This window comes from Pseudomonas sp. BNK-44-b (assembly GCF_047456245.1).
Classification (GTDB): Bacteria; Pseudomonadota; Gammaproteobacteria; order Pseudomonadales; family Pseudomonadaceae; genus Aquipseudomonas; species Aquipseudomonas machongensis.
The window spans coordinates 1,163,425-1,177,865 of sequence record NZ_CP179908.1; the positions used below are offsets into that span (position 1 = coordinate 1,163,425).

At 64.4% G+C, this 14,441-nt stretch carries 14 protein-coding genes; 6 read left to right on the forward strand and 8 right to left on the reverse strand.

The annotated features are described in order from the left end of the window. Nucleotides 1-7 precede the first annotated feature (7 nt). Nucleotides 8-370, reverse strand: coding sequence for a YbaN family protein (locus tag ACMGGG_RS05560; protein WP_054893322.1), 363 nt, complete (start codon nucleotides 368-370; stop codon nucleotides 8-10). 9 nt (nucleotides 371-379) lie between these two features. Then, nucleotides 380-967 (reverse strand): YecA family protein, encoded by a 588-nt coding sequence (locus tag ACMGGG_RS05565; protein WP_054893267.1) that lies wholly within the window; start codon nucleotides 965-967, stop codon nucleotides 380-382. A 243-nt stretch (nucleotides 968-1,210) separates the two neighbouring features. Between ACMGGG_RS05565 and recQ the strand changes: the two genes are divergently transcribed. Beyond that, the gene (recQ, locus tag ACMGGG_RS05570) at nucleotides 1,211-3,358 is read left to right on the forward strand and encodes a DNA helicase RecQ (protein WP_054893266.1); all 2,148 of its coding nucleotides are present in this window, start codon (nucleotides 1,211-1,213) and stop codon (nucleotides 3,356-3,358) included. Between the two features lie 180 nt (nucleotides 3,359-3,538). Then, nucleotides 3,539-3,976, forward strand: a complete 438-nt coding sequence (locus ACMGGG_RS05575; RefSeq protein WP_054893265.1) for a MarR family transcriptional regulator — start codon at nucleotides 3,539-3,541, stop codon at nucleotides 3,974-3,976. A gap of 81 nt (nucleotides 3,977-4,057) precedes the next feature. Here the strand turns inward: ACMGGG_RS05575 and ACMGGG_RS05580 are convergent, their stop codons facing one another. Then, nucleotides 4,058-6,244 (reverse strand): patatin-like phospholipase family protein, encoded by a 2,187-nt coding sequence (locus ACMGGG_RS05580; protein WP_414155029.1) that lies wholly within the window; start codon nucleotides 6,242-6,244, stop codon nucleotides 4,058-4,060. Nucleotides 6,245-6,312: 68 nt separating this feature from the next. On the opposite strand from ACMGGG_RS05580, the gene ACMGGG_RS05585 reads away from it, so the two are divergent. Then, complete coding sequence (locus tag ACMGGG_RS05585; protein WP_063543786.1) at nucleotides 6,313-6,594, forward strand: SelT/SelW/SelH family protein; 282 nt, start codon at nucleotides 6,313-6,315, stop codon at nucleotides 6,592-6,594. Here the strand turns inward: ACMGGG_RS05585 and ACMGGG_RS05590 are convergent, their stop codons facing one another. Then, entirely contained in the window at nucleotides 6,595-7,485 is an 891-nt protein-coding gene (locus tag ACMGGG_RS05590; protein ID WP_063543788.1) for a DMT family transporter, read from the reverse strand. Nucleotides 7,486-7,599: 114 nt separating this feature from the next. Beyond that, on the reverse strand, nucleotides 7,600-8,361 hold the full coding sequence (locus tag ACMGGG_RS05595) for an AraC family transcriptional regulator (protein ID WP_414155030.1): 762 nt from the start codon (nucleotides 8,359-8,361) through the stop codon (nucleotides 7,600-7,602). 173 nt (nucleotides 8,362-8,534) lie between these two features. Between ACMGGG_RS05595 and ACMGGG_RS05600 the strand changes: the two genes are divergently transcribed. After that, nucleotides 8,535-9,347: a UDP-2,3-diacylglucosamine diphosphatase gene (locus ACMGGG_RS05600; RefSeq protein ID WP_063543792.1), complete on the forward strand. Its 813-nt coding sequence runs from the start codon at nucleotides 8,535-8,537 to the stop codon at nucleotides 9,345-9,347. 21 nt (nucleotides 9,348-9,368) lie between these two features. Here the strand turns inward: ACMGGG_RS05600 and ACMGGG_RS05605 are convergent, their stop codons facing one another. Then, on the reverse strand, nucleotides 9,369-9,680 hold the full coding sequence (locus tag ACMGGG_RS05605) for a DUF962 domain-containing protein (RefSeq protein ID WP_054893259.1): 312 nt from the start codon (nucleotides 9,678-9,680) through the stop codon (nucleotides 9,369-9,371). A 154-nt stretch (nucleotides 9,681-9,834) separates the two neighbouring features. On the opposite strand from ACMGGG_RS05605, the gene ACMGGG_RS05610 reads away from it, so the two are divergent. Then, entirely contained in the window at nucleotides 9,835-10,890 is a 1,056-nt protein-coding gene (locus ACMGGG_RS05610) for an AraC family transcriptional regulator (protein WP_054893258.1), read from the forward strand. On the opposite strand, the gene ACMGGG_RS05615 is transcribed toward ACMGGG_RS05610, so the two are convergent. Then, nucleotides 10,847-12,301 carry a TrkH family potassium uptake protein gene (locus ACMGGG_RS05615; RefSeq protein ID WP_414155031.1) on the reverse strand — a complete coding sequence of 485 codons (1,455 nt, stop codon included), beginning with the start codon at nucleotides 12,299-12,301 and terminating at the stop codon, nucleotides 10,847-10,849. The two genes, ACMGGG_RS05610 and ACMGGG_RS05615, sit on opposite strands and share 44 nt — an antisense overlap. 178 nt (nucleotides 12,302-12,479) lie before the next feature. Between ACMGGG_RS05615 and ACMGGG_RS05620 the strand changes: the two genes are divergently transcribed. Further along, nucleotides 12,480-13,037, forward strand: a complete 558-nt coding sequence (locus tag ACMGGG_RS05620) for an NAD(P)H nitroreductase (RefSeq protein ID WP_054893256.1) — start codon at nucleotides 12,480-12,482, stop codon at nucleotides 13,035-13,037. Nucleotides 13,038-13,097: 60 nt separating this feature from the next. Here ACMGGG_RS05620 and ACMGGG_RS05625 read toward each other — a convergent pair whose 3' ends face one another. Next, entirely contained in the window at nucleotides 13,098-14,429 is a 1,332-nt protein-coding gene (locus tag ACMGGG_RS05625) for a sensor histidine kinase (RefSeq protein WP_063543796.1), read from the reverse strand. Nucleotides 14,430-14,441: the final 12 nt, after the last annotated feature.

Genomic DNA, 14,441 nt, shown 5'->3' on the forward strand with positions numbered 1-14,441 from the left:
CGCGTGTTCAGGGCAGGCGCAGGGTCTTCTGCTTGAGGATGTAGAGGGTGACCAGTACGGCACTGGTGAGCATGAAGGCCCTGGCCCAGAACAGCGGCACCAGATAGCACGACAGCCCGATGCTCGCCCACATCAGGCCGATGGCGTAGACCTTGCCCTTGAGCGGGATACCGTCGCCGTTGAGGTAGTCGCGAATCCACGGTCCGAGCCTGGGGTGGTTCACCAACCAGTCGTGGAATCGTGGTGAGCTGCGGGCGAAACAGGCCGCCGCCAGCAGCAGGAAAGGGGTGGTGGGCAACACCGGCAGGAAGATCCCCAGCACCCCCAGCGCGACACTGAGCCAGCCGACGGCCAGCAGCAGGTAGCGCACCACTGCGAATCAGTGGTGGCGCGGCTTGAGCAGGGCTGGTTTTTCGTCCGGCGCGTGCAGCAGCAGGAACAGCGCGCTGAGTGCCTCGGGAATCTGCACGACCATGTCGTCCTGCAGGTTGGCGTTGCTGGCGATGTCGGCGAACTCAGGTTGCTCGTCGAACAGGCCCGAGCCAACCATGATCGGCAGCAGCATTTCGCTGACTTCCTCTTCGGCGTTCTCGAACCAGGCCTCTTCACGCAGGAACACGCCTTCCATGAAGCCGATGCACCAGCCGCGCAGGTCGGAATCGTCCGGCTCGTCGGTCAGGTCCAGCTCGCAAGGCAGGTCGAACTCTTCGTCGCTGGCCAGCTGGCGAGCGATGTGGCCCTTGAGGGCCACCAGCGTCGCTTCGATCTCGGTGCGCTGGGCTTCGCTGGCGTAGTGAGGTTCTTCGGCGAAAAGCGCGTCGATCCATTCGCGCTCGGGGACGTCCTCGGCACAGATCGACAACGCGGTCAGGTAGCCGTGTGCGGCGACGTAGTCCAGTGCTTCCTCGTGCAGCTCGTCGGCGTCGAGGAAGGCTTGCAGGCGGGTCAGTTGCTCGGCGAAGGACATTACAGGGCTACCTTGGGGAATAAACGATAGTGAATTCTAGCACCTTGCAGCCTTGGCGGGGCAAAGGGAACGTCTGTCACCGTAGCCTGCCGCAGAGCAGGGCAGTCGGGTATACTCCGCGGTTTTTCAAGCCAGCTGGCGTTTCTGCGCAGCCCGGCAAAAACCGCTTACGCATTCGGTGTGCGCGCGGCGGATTTATCGTCCAGCCTGTGTCCAGGATGGTACGGCGATTTGGAGTGGCAAATGCTCGAACAGGCTCAGCGCGTCCTCAAGGATATCTTCGGCTACGACAGCTTCCGAGGTCGCCAGGCGGCGATCATCGAATGCGTGGCCAACGGGGGCGATGCACTGGTCCTGATGCCCACCGGTGGTGGCAAGTCGCTGTGTTTCCAGGTGCCAGGCCTGCTGCGTCCGGGCCTGACCGTGGTGGTGTCGCCGCTGATCGCGTTGATGGACGACCAGGTCGCCACGCTCGACGAGCTGGGGGTGGCCGCGGCCGCGCTGAACTCGACGCTCAGCCCCGAGCAGCAGCGCGACCTGGCTGGGCGCCTGCGCCGCGGTGAGGTGAAGATGCTGTACCTGGCGCCTGAACGCCTGGTGCAGCCACGCATGCTGGAGTTCCTGCGCGACCTGGACATCTCGCTGTTCGCCATCGACGAAGCGCATTGCGTGTCGCAATGGGGGCATGATTTCCGCCCCGAGTACCTGCAACTGGGCCAGCTTGCCGAACTGTTCCCGCACGTGCCGCGTATTGCCCTGACCGCCACCGCCGACATGCGCACCCGTGAGGAAATCGTCCAGCGCCTGCACCTGCAGGGCGCGGAGCGTTTCTTATCGAGCTTCGACCGGCCCAACATCTTCTATCGCATCGTGCCCAAGGAGTCGCCACGCAAGCAACTGATGGCGTTTCTCGGCGAGCGGCGCGGCAACGCCGGCATCGTCTACTGCCTGTCGCGCAAGAAAGTCGATGAAACCGCCGCTTTCCTCTGCGAGCAGGGATTCCCGGCGCTGCCCTATCACGCCGGCCTGGCTGCAGAGACCCGCTCGGCCAACCAGCACCGCTTCCTCAACGAGGAAGGGCTGATCATGGTGGCCACCATCGCGTTCGGCATGGGTATCGACAAGCCCAACGTGCGTTTCGTCGCTCACCTGGACCTGCCCAAGTCGCTTGAGGCCTACTACCAGGAAACCGGTCGGGCCGGGCGTGATGGCCTGCCGTCCGATGCCTGGATGGCCTATGGCCTGCAGGACATGGTGATGCTCAAGCAGATGCTGCAGAACTCCGAAGGCGATGAGCGTCACAAGCGTATCGAACAACATAAACTCGACGCGATGCTGGCGCTGTGCGAAGAGACGCGCTGCCGGCGCCAGTCGCTGCTGGCCTACTTCGATGAGGTGCTCGAGCAGCCCTGCGGCCATTGCGACAACTGCGTCGACAATGTGCAGACCTGGGATGCCACCGAGCCCGCGCGTCAGGCACTGTCGGCCGTGTTTCGCACTGGCCAGCGCTATGGGGTCGGCCATCTGGTCGATGTCCTGCTGGGCAAGGATACCGAGAAGGTACGCAATTTCGGTCACGAGAAACTGTCGGTATTCGGCGTCGGCAAGGCGTTGGGCGAGCACGAATGGCGGTCGCTGTTCCGTCAGCTGGTTGCCCGCGGCCTGGTGGACATCGACCTCGAGGGTTATGGCGGCCTGCGTCTGTCCGACACCTGCCGGCCACTGCTGCGCGGCGAAGTGAACCTGCAATTGCGCCGCGATCTCAAGCCGCAGACCGTGGCCAAGTCCTCGGGCAGTGGCGGCGGCAGCCCAGCCAGTCAGTTGGTGCGTGCCGAAGAGCGCGAGCTGTGGGAAGCGCTGCGCACACTGCGCCGCAAGCTGGCGGAGGAGCACAGCGTGCCGCCCTATGTCATCTTCCCCGATTCGACGTTGCTCGAGATGCTGCGCAGCCAGCCCACCAGTCTCAGCGACATGGCCCAGGTCAGCGGCGTGGGGGCGCGCAAGCTGGAGCGCTATGGCCAGGCGTTCCTGGAAGTGCTCAACGGCGCCGGCGGCACCGAGGAGGCGCCGAAGGTGGTGCTCGACCTGCGGCACGAACTGGTCAGCCTGGCCCGCGCTGGCATGACCCCGGCGCAGATCGCCGGGCAGTTGAACTGCAGCGAGAAAAACGTCTACAGCCTGTTGGCTGAGGCCATCGGGCGCCAGGAGCTGAGCCTGGAGCAGGCGCTGGACTTGCCAGAAGAATTGATGATGGAGGTGCAGGACGCATTCCTCGACGGGGAGGGTGAACTGCCGCCGGTTTCGGCCATCGCTCCGCAGTTTGGCCAACGCGTGCCGGAAGGGGTGCTGTATTGCGTGCGTGCGGCGCTGGCGGCGGAGTTCGAGCTTTGAGGCAGCAGTGCCTGTTGCCGCAAGCGTAGGGTGCCGCTGACAACGCCGGGTATCCCGGCCATTGCTGACCTTTGTCATTCTTTTTGTCGATTATCGGACCTTTCCCACTCGTCGAGCCTTGCCTGATACCCCGGGGCATGATTAGCTGACTAATAATTAGTTCTATCGATCGAGTTGCTTATGCCCCTGACCGACAACCAACACCGCTTCGGCATGCAGCTGGCCCAGATGTCCCGGGGCTGGCGCGCCGAACTGGACCGCCGCCTGGCTGGGCTGAACCTGTCCCAGGCCCGCTGGCTGGTGCTGCTGCACCTGGCCCGTTTCGACGAATCGCCGACCCAGCGCGAGCTGGCGCAGAGTGTCGGCGTCGAAGGCCCGACCCTGGCGCGTCTGCTCGACAGCCTGGAAAGTCAGGGGCTGGTACGGCGCCAAGCGGTCATGGAAGATCGGCGGGCGAAGAAGATCCTGTTGTGCCCGCCTGCAAAACCGCTCATCGATCAGATCGAAACCATTGCCAATGCCCTTCGCGCCGAACTCTTCACGGGCGTTGATGAGGCGGATCTGGAGGTGTGCATGCGCGTGCACGCGAAGATTCTGGGCAATCTCGAGAAGTCCTGACCCCAGCACCACGCTTAGCGGTACAAGAAAACGGATAGTGGCTCACGCCCTATCCGTTTTTTTGTCGCGCCTTCGTGCGCTCTAGAAGGTGTGTCCCAGATTCAGGTACACCGCCTTCTGGTGCTCGGTGTTGGCGCCATAACTGATGTTCAGTGGCCCGAGCGGCGTGTCCAGCCCAAGGAAGATGCTCGCGGCGTTGATATAACCACTGTCGAACTCGTTGTCGTTGTTCCAGGCGCGGCCACGCTCCAGCGAGCCACCCAGGTATAGCGGGAAGTCCAGCGGCAGGTAGGCGCGGGGTGTCAGGCGACGGTAATAGACCACGCGCATCAGACTGATGTTCTGCCCCGACACCGAGTCCTGGCGAAAGCCCGATAGCTGCCGAGCGCCGCCAAGCACGAAGCTGGAGGTCACCACCTCGGTATCGTCCAGGGTGCGGCCATAGCGGCCGCCGAATACCCAGGTGTTCGGCCCGTAGCTCAACGCCTTGTCGATGTTGAACAGCCACTGTCGGTAGTCGATGTCCGAGTCCAGCGAGCGGTCGTACTTGCGCAAGGTCAGGCCGATGTCTTCGCCGCTGTGGGGGAAGTACACGTTGTCGAGGGTGTCGAAGGAGTATTTCAGTTCGTAGAAGCCTTCATTGAAGCTGACCTTTGGCAGGTCGTGGTCGCCGATGCGCACTTCAGCCTCACCCCAGGCCTTGCCTACGCCCAGGCGTACTTCCCCGTAGGTGCCGATCTGTCGACCCAGGTTCAGACCAAAGCCGTAGCGTTCCAGGCGGTACTCGGCCACCGGGTCGTTGTCCAGGGTCGCTTCGATGTTCTGCGAGCCGAGCGACAGGTACGGGGCGACGAAGTAGCGCGAGCCGACGTCCAGCGGCTGGTAGAACTCGCTGTAGAGCTCCTGCTGATCGCCGATCTGTGCCCGGGTCAGCCATTCAGCGCCCAGGCGATTGATGCCGTTCATCCGATAGCTGGCACCCAGATTGAAGGCACTGTCGCCGCGCATGTCATCGGACAGGTTCAGGCCCAGGCGCAGGTAGTCGGTACCGCCGCGTTTACCCCGGGCGTTGATCACCAGCGTGTTCTCCTCGCCCTTGTGCACCACGCGGTACTGCACCCGGTCGAAGTAGTCCAGGCCGTAGAGGGTACCCATATCGGTTTGCAAGCGCTCCAGCTCCAGCGGCTCGCCCAGGGGCTGGCGGATGTAGTAGCGGATCACGTCATCGCTGACCTTTGAATCGTTCTCCACCTTGATCGCCGTGATGATGGGCGTGCGCTGTTGCGCAGAGCGTGCCACGGCCAACTGGCTGTCGCCGCCAGCCTGGCGCAGCACCGCCAGGCGTGCGTCGAGGGCGCGGGTGGCGCGGTAGCCGGCGTCGATCATGTCCTGGGCACGGCCGAAGTCGGTCACGCCAAAGGCTGCCAGTGCTGGCTGTACCAGGATGTCGTCGCGGTGCAGGCTGGCCAGTTGTTCCTCGGAGTTGCGCCGGGTCATCAGGGTGATCGACTGGTTGAGCACGTCCACGACCGTGGCCAGTTGCTTGCGGCTGCGCAGCGGGGTGCCGATATCGACGACGATGGCCATGTCCACGCCCATTTCGCGCACCACATCCAGCGGGATGTTGTCGACCATGCCACCGTCCACCAGCAGGCGCCCGTCGAGCTCGACCGGGGCGAACACTGCCGGAATCGACATGCTGGCGCGCACCACCTGAGGCAGGTGACCACGGCGGAACACCACCTTCTCACCGCTGGCGATGTCGGTGGCAACGGCGCGGAACGGGATCGGCAGTTTGTCGAAGTCACGAATGTCAGCGGTGTGGGCCAGCTTGCTTTCCAGCAGCAATGACAGGTTCTGGCCCTGTATCACCCCCAGCGGCAAGCCAAGGCTGCCGTCATCGCGAAAGCTCAGCTTCTGCTTGACCAGGAAATCGCGGTCGTCCTGCTTGCGGCGAAACGGCACATCCTTGCGCGGCGGTGCGTCGGAAAGTGCCTGCTGCCAGTCGAGGGTACGGGCCAGGTGTTCGAGCTCCTCGATGCTGTAGCCGGAGGCATACAGGCCGCCAACCACCGCACCCATGCTGGTCCCGGCGATGGCGTCGATGTGCACGCCCTGTTCTTCCAGGGCCTTGAGCACGCCGATATGCGCAAGGCCGCGGGCAGCACCCCCCGACAGTACCAGGCCGACCTTGGGCCGAGGCGGCTCCACGGCCAGGGCGGTGAACGAGGTGAGCGCCAGCAACAGGCATAACAGCAGATGATGCATCGTGAGTCTCAACGCGATGGGCAAAGACCGCTAGTATAAGCGGCTCACTCACCAGGAACTGTCTCCACATGGCCGATACCAAGCCAGAAGTTGTCATCACGTATTGCACGCAGTGCCAATGGCTGCTGCGTGCTGCCTGGCTGGCTCAGGAGCTGCTCAGTACCTTTTCCGATGATCTTGCCCGAGTGTCCCTGGAACCGGGTACCGGTGGGGTGTTTCGAATCACCTGCGACGGCGCGCAGATCTGGGAGCGCAAGCTCGATGGTGGCTTCCCCGAGGCCAAGGTGCTCAAGCAGCGGGTGCGTGACCAGATCGACCCGCAGCGAGACCTGGGCCACAACGACCGTTGATCATGCGCCTTCGGCCAGGCGTTCCCTCCTTGGCGGTGGCTCGGCAGACAGGCGGCTGGACAGCACGATGGCAAAGATGATCAGCGCCCCGCCAGCGAGCATGCGCAGGGTAGGCGTCTCGGCGAACACCATCCAGGCCACGGCGATACCGTAGACCGGCTCCATGCCGAACACCACCGAGGCGGTGCGGGCCTTGATCACTGCCAGGCTGGCGACGAACAGGCTGTGCGCCACCCCGGTGCAGAAGATGCCGAGCAGGGCGATCCAGAGCCAGTCCATGGGCTTCACCGCGCCGAGCCCCGGCAAGGCGAAGGGCAGGAGGCACACACCGACCACCAGGTTCTGGCACAGCGCAGCCTGTACCGCAGGCACGCGGCCGGAGCCGGCTCGATTGGTCAGCGACAGCAGCGAGAACAGCAGGCCCGAAAGCAAGGCCCAAAGCAGGCCGCCCGTGGCCTCGCTGGCCAGGTTGAACGCCGGGGTGACCAGCACCAGGCCGATGCTTACCAGCAGTACCAGCAGGGCTTCGTTGCGACGGATGCGCTCGCGGAACAGCACGCCTTCGAGGATCACGGTGAACGCTGGAAAGCTGGCAAAGCCGAGGGTAGCGATGGCAACGCCGCCGACCCGCACGGCGATGAAGAAGCTCACCCAGTGCCCGGCCAGCAATATGCCGCCAAGCAGCAGGCGCCCCAGGTCCTGGGCCCTGAGTCGCTGCCAGCCCTTGCGGGCGAGGCCGGCGAACAGGGCCAGGGCCAGCACCGCGAAGAGTGCGCGGCCAAAGACGATGATCGAGGGCGTGGCACTGGCGGCCAGTTTGCCGAAGACGCCGGTGAGGCCGAAGAACAGCGCGCCGATGTGCAGGGCGCCGAGGGCAGTACGGTGGTTCATGGTGAGTCCTTGCTCGAGATCTTTGCTGGCACTTGCGCGGGTAGACCATACCCACAGGCTGGCACAGGCACAGTGTAGAGCCGGGGGAAAACAGATTCTGTCGTCATCCTGGCGTCAGTTGTCGCCAGACTCTCGTCGCAGCGCCAGCGGCGTAAGGCCGAACGCCCGCAATATCGCCGCCGAAAACGCACTCTGCGAGCTGTAACCCACCTGTGCGGCGATTTCGCCCATCGGCAGCGAGGTAAGGACGATCAGTTGCCGCGCCTTGAGCAAACGCCGCTGGCGGATGTAGTCCATCGGTGTTATGCCGCATTCCTCGACGAAGCGTGCGTGCAGGCGAGCACCTGACAAACCGGCCAGCCTTGCCAGGTCGGCGACTTGCAGAGGGTGTGCGGCATGACGCTCGATATGTGCATCGAAGGCTGCGTAGGGCAGGCGTTTGCTGGGCGTGGTGGGGGCGGCGGCGGTGTTCAGGCTGGCCAGCAGCAGGAGTGCGCCTTGGCGGCTGATCAGCGGATCGTCCACCGCGCTCGCTGCGAGCCAATCCACCAGTTGCTGCTGGCGGCCGTCGAGCAGCAGCGCCGCTGGGCGTTCGAGCAGGCGGTGGCTGGCCTCGGCGTGGCCGCCCATCTGCTCGCGCAGCCAATGCTCGCCTGGAATATCCAGCACCAGGCAGTGGCTGCCCGCGTCGCTGGCGCAGGTGTGGTGAAAACCGGCGGGGACCACGATGAGCCCCTGGCGGTCGATGCGCGTGCCTCGGCCCTGTACTTCGAAATCGAGGTGCCCACGCAGGCCGAACACCAGTTGCGGGTGTTCGTGACTATGGGCGAGCAACTCGTCGCGGTAATGGCGCAGGGACAGGATCGGACCGACCATGGGAGCATCCTTGGGGCAGGGGAGCAGTGTATCGCAGTGCCGCGCAGGGGGAGCGGTTTTAGCCGCGAAAGGTAAACAATGCGCAATCCGCGCCCGACCACTCGTCACACGACTGCCACCGATCTGTCATGCGCACCTGCCAGTCTCCTGCAAACAGCGCCGGAGGCCGCCCCATGACACATGCCGAACTTGTCCGTCCGTCACGCAAGCAGCGGGTGCGCACCCTGTGGATCTCCGATGTGCACTTGGGCACCCGGGATTGCCAGGCCGAGCACTTGTCGCAGTTTCTCAAGGGCTACCAGGCCGACCGCGTCTACCTGGTCGGCGACATCATCGACGGCTGGAAGCTGCGTAGCGGTATCTATTGGCCGCAAGCCCATACCAATGTGATTCGTCGCCTGTTGACCATGAGCAAGCGCGGTACCGAGGTGATCTACGTCACCGGTAACCACGACGAGTTCCTGCGCCGTTATTCGAAGCTGATCCTGGGCAATATCCAACTGGTCGACGAGGCCGAGCACCTTACCGCCGATGGTCGGCGCCTGCTGGTGGTGCACGGTGACCAGTTCGATGTGATCACCCGCTATCACCGCTGGTTGGCGTTTCTGGGCGACCGTGCCTATGAATTCACCCTGGTGCTCAATCGTTGGCTCAACCATTGGCGTGCCCGCTACGGGTATGGCTACTGGTCGTTGTCGGCGTACCTCAAGCACAAGGTCAAGGGTGCGGTGAATTTCATCAGCGACTTCGAGGATGCGATTGCCCATGAGTGCACACGCCGGGGGTTCCAGGGCGTGGTGTGTGGGCATATTCACCACGCCGAGATCCGCAAGGTGGGCGAGGTCGAGTACCTCAACTGCGGAGACTGGGTGGAATCGTGCACGGCGTTGATCGAGCACTGGGACGGCCACATCGAGCTGTACCGTCTGGCCGATGCCCAGGCGCGGGAGACCGAGCGTCTCGCTGCATTGCGCGCGCCGGCATAGTACGGCGCGGCCGCAGGCCTCTCAAAGACTGATCTTGCCTCGCAAGATATCGCGGAACATCGCGAAATCACCAATCAGGCTATACAGCGGATACGTGAAGGTGGCCGGTCGGTTCTTCTCGAAAAAGAAGTGTCCGACCCAGGCGAAGCCGTACCCGGCGAACGGTATGGCCAGCAATAGCAGCCAGTTGCCGCTGCCAATGGTGTAGGCCAGCAGGGCGATGACCAGGCTGGTGCCGACGAAGTGCAGGCGTCGGCAAGTAGGGTTGGCGTGTTCGCCAAGGTAGTAGGGGTAGAACTCGGCAAAACTGCGAAACTGCGCTGTGCTGTTCATGGGCTGTGTTCCCGCAGGTGCGTTTTTGTTCAAGATACACGGCGTGGAGCCTGTTTCGAGTCTAGAGTCACCGGGAGTGGCTACCAGTGACAATTGGCGCCAATTGACTATCCTTTTGATTCACCGCTGGAGCGGTCAGCACAAGAAATCTGTCATGAGTGAAAGAACCACGTCAGCCAGCTGGGCATCAGGGATCGTCAAGGCGCTCGAGCTGGAAGGGCTCGACTGCCGTGCCATGTTCAAGCAGCTCGGGCTGGATTTCGCCGCCCTGGACGATCCGGATGCACGCTTCCCGCAGGACGCCATGACCCGTCTCTGGCAGTTGGCGGTGGAGCTGTCGGGAAACGAGGCCATTGGCCTGAACATGGCGCGAGTGGTGCGGCCGGCGTCCTTCCACGTGGTCGGCTATGCGCTGATGTCCAGCCGTACGCTGGCCGAAGGCTTCGAGCGCCTGGTGCGATACCAGCGCATCATCGCCGAAAGCTCCGACCTGAGCTTTCGTCTCGGGCCTGAGGGCTATTCGCTGATTCTTACCGTCCACGGTGATCACCTGCCGCCGACCCGGCACAGCTCGGAAGCCTCGCTGGCCTGCGCGCTGTCGCTGTGCAGCTGGCTCAGTGGTCGTCCGGTACAGCCGCGCCGGGTGCTGATCCAGGGGCCGCAACCCAGGAATGTCGAGCCTTATCGGGTCGCGTTCCGCGCGCCACTGGTGTTTGGGGCTCCCCACGATGCGCTGGTGCTCGAGCGAGCCGACATGGAAGCGCCGCTGCCCACCGCCAACGAAGCGATGGCAATTCTCCATGACCGTTTTGCGGGCGAATACCTGGCGCGCTTCTCGGAAAGTCGCGTCACCCATCGGGTGCGCCAGACCCTGTGCCGTATCCTGCCCCAGGGCGAACCCAAGCGCGAAACCGTGGCCCAGGCCTTGCACCTGTCCCAGCGCACGCTGCAGCGGCGCTTGCAGGAGGAAGGCACCAGTTTCCAGACCCTGCTGGACGACACCCGGCGCGAGCTGGCCGAGCAATACCTGGCGCAGCCAGGCATGACCCTGCTGGAAACCGCTTATCTGCTGGGTTTTGCCGATCCGAGCAATTTCTACCGGGCCTTCCGCCGCTGGTTCGACGTCACGCCCAGCGAGTACCGCGCGCGCCTGGAGGCGTCAGTGGTCAGTGACGCCAGAACGCAGGCATGCACAACACCAGCACCGTGATGATCTCCAGGCGGCCGAGCAGCATGCCGCCGGCGAGAATCCACTTGGCGGCATCCGGCAGGCTGGCGAAGTTGCCGGCCGGGCCGATCACCTCGCCCAGGCCCGGCCCCACGCCGGAAACGGTACTGGCCGCGCCGGTCAGGGCGGTCATCCAGTCCACGCCCAGCAGCGACAGCAACAGGGCGATGACGCAGATGGTCACGGCGAAGAAGAACGAGAAGGTCAGGATCGAGCGCACGATTTCTTCGTCGAGGCGGTGACCATTGTATTTCTGCTTGATCACTGCGCGCGGGTGGATCAGCTGGTTGAGGCTGGCCTTGAGCAGGATGTACGCGACCTGGAAGCGGAAAATCTTGATGCCACCGGCGGTCGAGCCGGAGCAGCCGCCGATGAAGCCGAGATAGAAGAACAGCATCAGCGAGAAGTTGCCCCACAGGCTGTAGTCGCCCAGGGCGAATCCGGTGGTGGTGACCACCGAGGTGACGTTCAGTGCCACGTGGCGGAAGGCGTCGAGCCAGTGCAGGTCGGTGGTGGCCCAATACCAGGTGCCGAGCACGACCCAGGTGGCGACCAGCAACCCGAGCAGCCCCTGTACCTGCTGGTCGCGGATCAGCGCCCGGCGATTGCCGCGCAGGGTGGCCACGTAAAGGGTGAAGGGCACGCTGCCAAGGATCATCACCACCACCGCGACCCAGTGCACCGCAGGAATGTCCCACTTGGCCAGCGACAGGTCGGAGGTGGAGAAACCGCCGGTGGAAATCGCCGACATGGCGTGGTTGATCGCGTCGAAGGGGCTCATTCCCGCGCACCAGAACGCCAGGCTGCCGAGTACGGTGATGCCGACGTACACCGCGACGATGAACTTGGCGACCATATGCGAGCGCGGCATGACCTTTTCCGAACGGTCCGAGGACTCGGTCTGGAACAGGCGCATGCCACCGATGCGCAGCAACGGCAGGATCGCGACCGCCATGCCGATGAAGCCGATACCGCCGAGCCAGTGCAGCATCGAGCGCCACATGAGGATGCCCGGCGACATGTTGTCCAGGCCGCTGAGCACCGTGGAGCCGGTGGCGGTGATGCCGGACATGCTTTCGAAGAAGGCGTCGGTGTAGCTGATGTGCTGGGTCAGCAGGAAGGGCAGGGCGGCGAACACGCAGACCACGAGCCAGCTGCTCACCGTCAGCAGGTACATGTCACGGGGGCGCAGGTGCACGTGTTCCGGGCGGCCCGGCAGGACCATCGCCAGGCCTGCGATGAAGGTGATCAGGCTCGACCAGAGGAACGACGGCAGGTCGCCGGTGCGCTCGAAGATCAGCAGGGTCGCCATGGGCACGACCATGCTCACCGCCAGGGTGATCAGGAAGATGCCGATGATGAAACCAATGATCCTTAAGGTCGGCAACGCCATGTGATCTGCTCTGACTCGAAACGGAAAGGGCGCCATTCTACCTGTGGGTCGCCGGATGTAAACGTGTGCCCGGCGGTGGGGGTGCGGTCTTTTGATCGCGATCGCGGGCAAGTCGACTCCACATGTGCGCGAGGTCCTTTAGAATGGCGGCACATTTCTTCTGCCAGGAGGGTAGCCGATGGAGGCTCTCGACGCATTGCTCAACCGTGTTTCCGTGCCACGCCTGACTGAACCCGCGCCCAATGCCGCGCAACGCGAGGGGTTGTTCCAGGCGGCGCTGCGTGCGCCGGACCACGGCCAGCTGCGCCCATGGCGTTTTCTGACCATCGAAGGGCAGGGGCGCGAAAAGCTCGGCGAGCTGTTCGCCGAAGCCGTGCAGGCCAAAGGCGATGCCAGCCAGGCGGCACTGGACAAGGCCCGGGCCATGCCGCTGCGCGCGCCCTTGCTGATTGTGGTCATTGCCCGTCTACAGGATCACTTCAAGGTGCCGAAGTCGGAGCAGCGCCTGGCGGCAGGCTGCGCTGCCCACGGCATTCTGATTGCGGCACATGCCCAGGGGATCGGCGCGGTGTGGCGCACCGGCGACATGGCGTTCGATGCCCATGTGAACAAAGGCCTGGGCCTGGCCGAGAACGAAGAACTGATCGGTTACCTGTACCTGGGCACGCCGATCAATGAGCCGCGTACCCCGCCAGTGCTGGAGACGGCCGAGTTCGTCAGCGCCTGGGGCGAGTGATCGGAGGGGGTGTTGGGCTGCTGCGCAGCCCAAGCGCGGGCCCAGTCGGCTCTTGCACGTTCAAGCCGTTGCCTGGGCCACCGGCAGCTCCAGCCGCGCGACAAAGCCCCCCTGCGGATGATTCTCCAGCACCAGCGTCCCACCATGTCGCTCGGCCGCGCGCCGGGCGATCGCCAGGCCAAGCCCGTGGCCCGGCGCGTCCTGCCCCGGCGCGCGGAAGAACGGCTCACCCAGCTGCGCAAGGTGTTCTGGCGCCACACCGGGGCCGTGGTCGCGCACGCTCAGCAGCAGGTGTTCCTGCTCGCGGCTGGCGCGAATCTCGATGGGCTGTCCTGCCGGGCTGAAGCGCAGCGCATTGCGCACCAGGTTGTCCACCGCCCGCTCCAGCAAGGTCGGCCAGCCCTGCAGGGTCAGCCCTGGCTCGGCCTCCAGGCGTACTTCCTGTTCCGGCACGCTGAGCTGGGCATCCTTGCGCACGCTGCCGAGCAGTGCGTTGAGATCGACGGGCTCGGCATGCGCCTGCTCGGCATCGACCCTGGCGAGCACCAGGATTTCGCTGATCAGGTCTTCCAGCCGGTCGCACTCGCGGGTCAGGCGCGGCCAGAGGGCCTGGCGCTGTTCGGGCTCGGCGCGTTCAGCCAGGGCCAGGGCGATGCGCAGGCGCGCCAGCGGCGAGCGCAGTTCGTGGGAGACGTCACGCAGCAATTGGCGCTGGCTGCCGATCAGGCTTTGCAGGCGGGCGCCCATCTTGTTGAAGTCGTTGGCCAGGACGCCGAACTCGTCGCGGCGTACCGCCAGTCGCGCCAGGCTGTTCTGCTGGTAGCTGGTCTGGCCCAGGTCGTGCACCGCACCGCGCAGGCGGCTGAGAGGGCGGGTGATCGAGAGGGTCACCAGCAAGCTGAACAAGGTCAGCACCACCAGGGCGATTCCCAGGGCGCTGAGCGGCCAGATCAGGCTTTCACGGTGCCAGGCCATCAGCTCCGGGTGGGGGATGCGGTAGATCAGCAGGTAGGTTTCGCCCGTGGCAGGGCTGGTGTACTCCTCGGTGAGGCGGCGCCAGGGCAGGCGCCGCTCGTCGTTGTGCTGGCGTCGCTCGAAATCTTCGGCGCGACGCGGGAAGGTTCCGGGTACCACGGCATCGCCGCTGTCGTCGAGCACCTGGACGTCGATCTTGTAGCGCTGCTTGCGTCGTTCCAGAAAGCGCTGCGATGCCTCCAGGCCTTCCTGTTCATAGTGCTGTACCCAGCGGCTGGCCAGGGTGTTCAGGCCCGGGTGGCGGCTGAGAATCCAGGCGTCCTGGTTGAGCATGTGGCCAAGCAGGATCGACAGGCCCGCAACCAGGGCGATGGCCAGCCAGAAACTGGCCAGGATGCGCCAGAACAATGAACGCAAGACGAGTACCTC

Coding starts and splice junctions, on each gene's coding strand:
- ACMGGG_RS05595 (WP_414155030.1), bottom strand. CDS start 8,361: ATGGTCGGTCCGATCCTGTCCCTGCGCCATTACCGCGACGAGTTGCTC.
- ACMGGG_RS05615 (WP_414155031.1), bottom strand. CDS start 12,301: ATGGCGTTGCCGACCTTAAGGATCATTGGTTTCATCATCGGCATCTTC.
- ACMGGG_RS05600 (WP_063543792.1), top strand. CDS start 8,535: ATGACACATGCCGAACTTGTCCGTCCGTCACGCAAGCAGCGGGTGCGC.
- ACMGGG_RS05605 (WP_054893259.1), bottom strand. CDS start 9,680: ATGAACAGCACAGCGCAGTTTCGCAGTTTTGCCGAGTTCTACCCCTAC.
- ACMGGG_RS05580 (WP_414155029.1), bottom strand. CDS start 6,244: ATGCATCATCTGCTGTTATGCCTGTTGCTGGCGCTCACCTCGTTCACC.
- ACMGGG_RS05565 (WP_054893267.1), bottom strand. CDS start 967: ATGTCCTTCGCCGAGCAACTGACCCGCCTGCAAGCCTTCCTCGACGCC.
- ACMGGG_RS05585 (WP_063543786.1), top strand. CDS start 6,313: ATGGCCGATACCAAGCCAGAAGTTGTCATCACGTATTGCACGCAGTGC.
- ACMGGG_RS05590 (WP_063543788.1), bottom strand. CDS start 7,485: ATGAACCACCGTACTGCCCTCGGCGCCCTGCACATCGGCGCGCTGTTC.
- recQ (WP_054893266.1), top strand. CDS start 1,211: ATGCTCGAACAGGCTCAGCGCGTCCTCAAGGATATCTTCGGCTACGAC.
- ACMGGG_RS05575 (WP_054893265.1), top strand. CDS start 3,539: ATGCCCCTGACCGACAACCAACACCGCTTCGGCATGCAGCTGGCCCAG.
- ACMGGG_RS05610 (WP_054893258.1), top strand. CDS start 9,835: ATGAGTGAAAGAACCACGTCAGCCAGCTGGGCATCAGGGATCGTCAAG.
- ACMGGG_RS05620 (WP_054893256.1), top strand. CDS start 12,480: ATGGAGGCTCTCGACGCATTGCTCAACCGTGTTTCCGTGCCACGCCTG.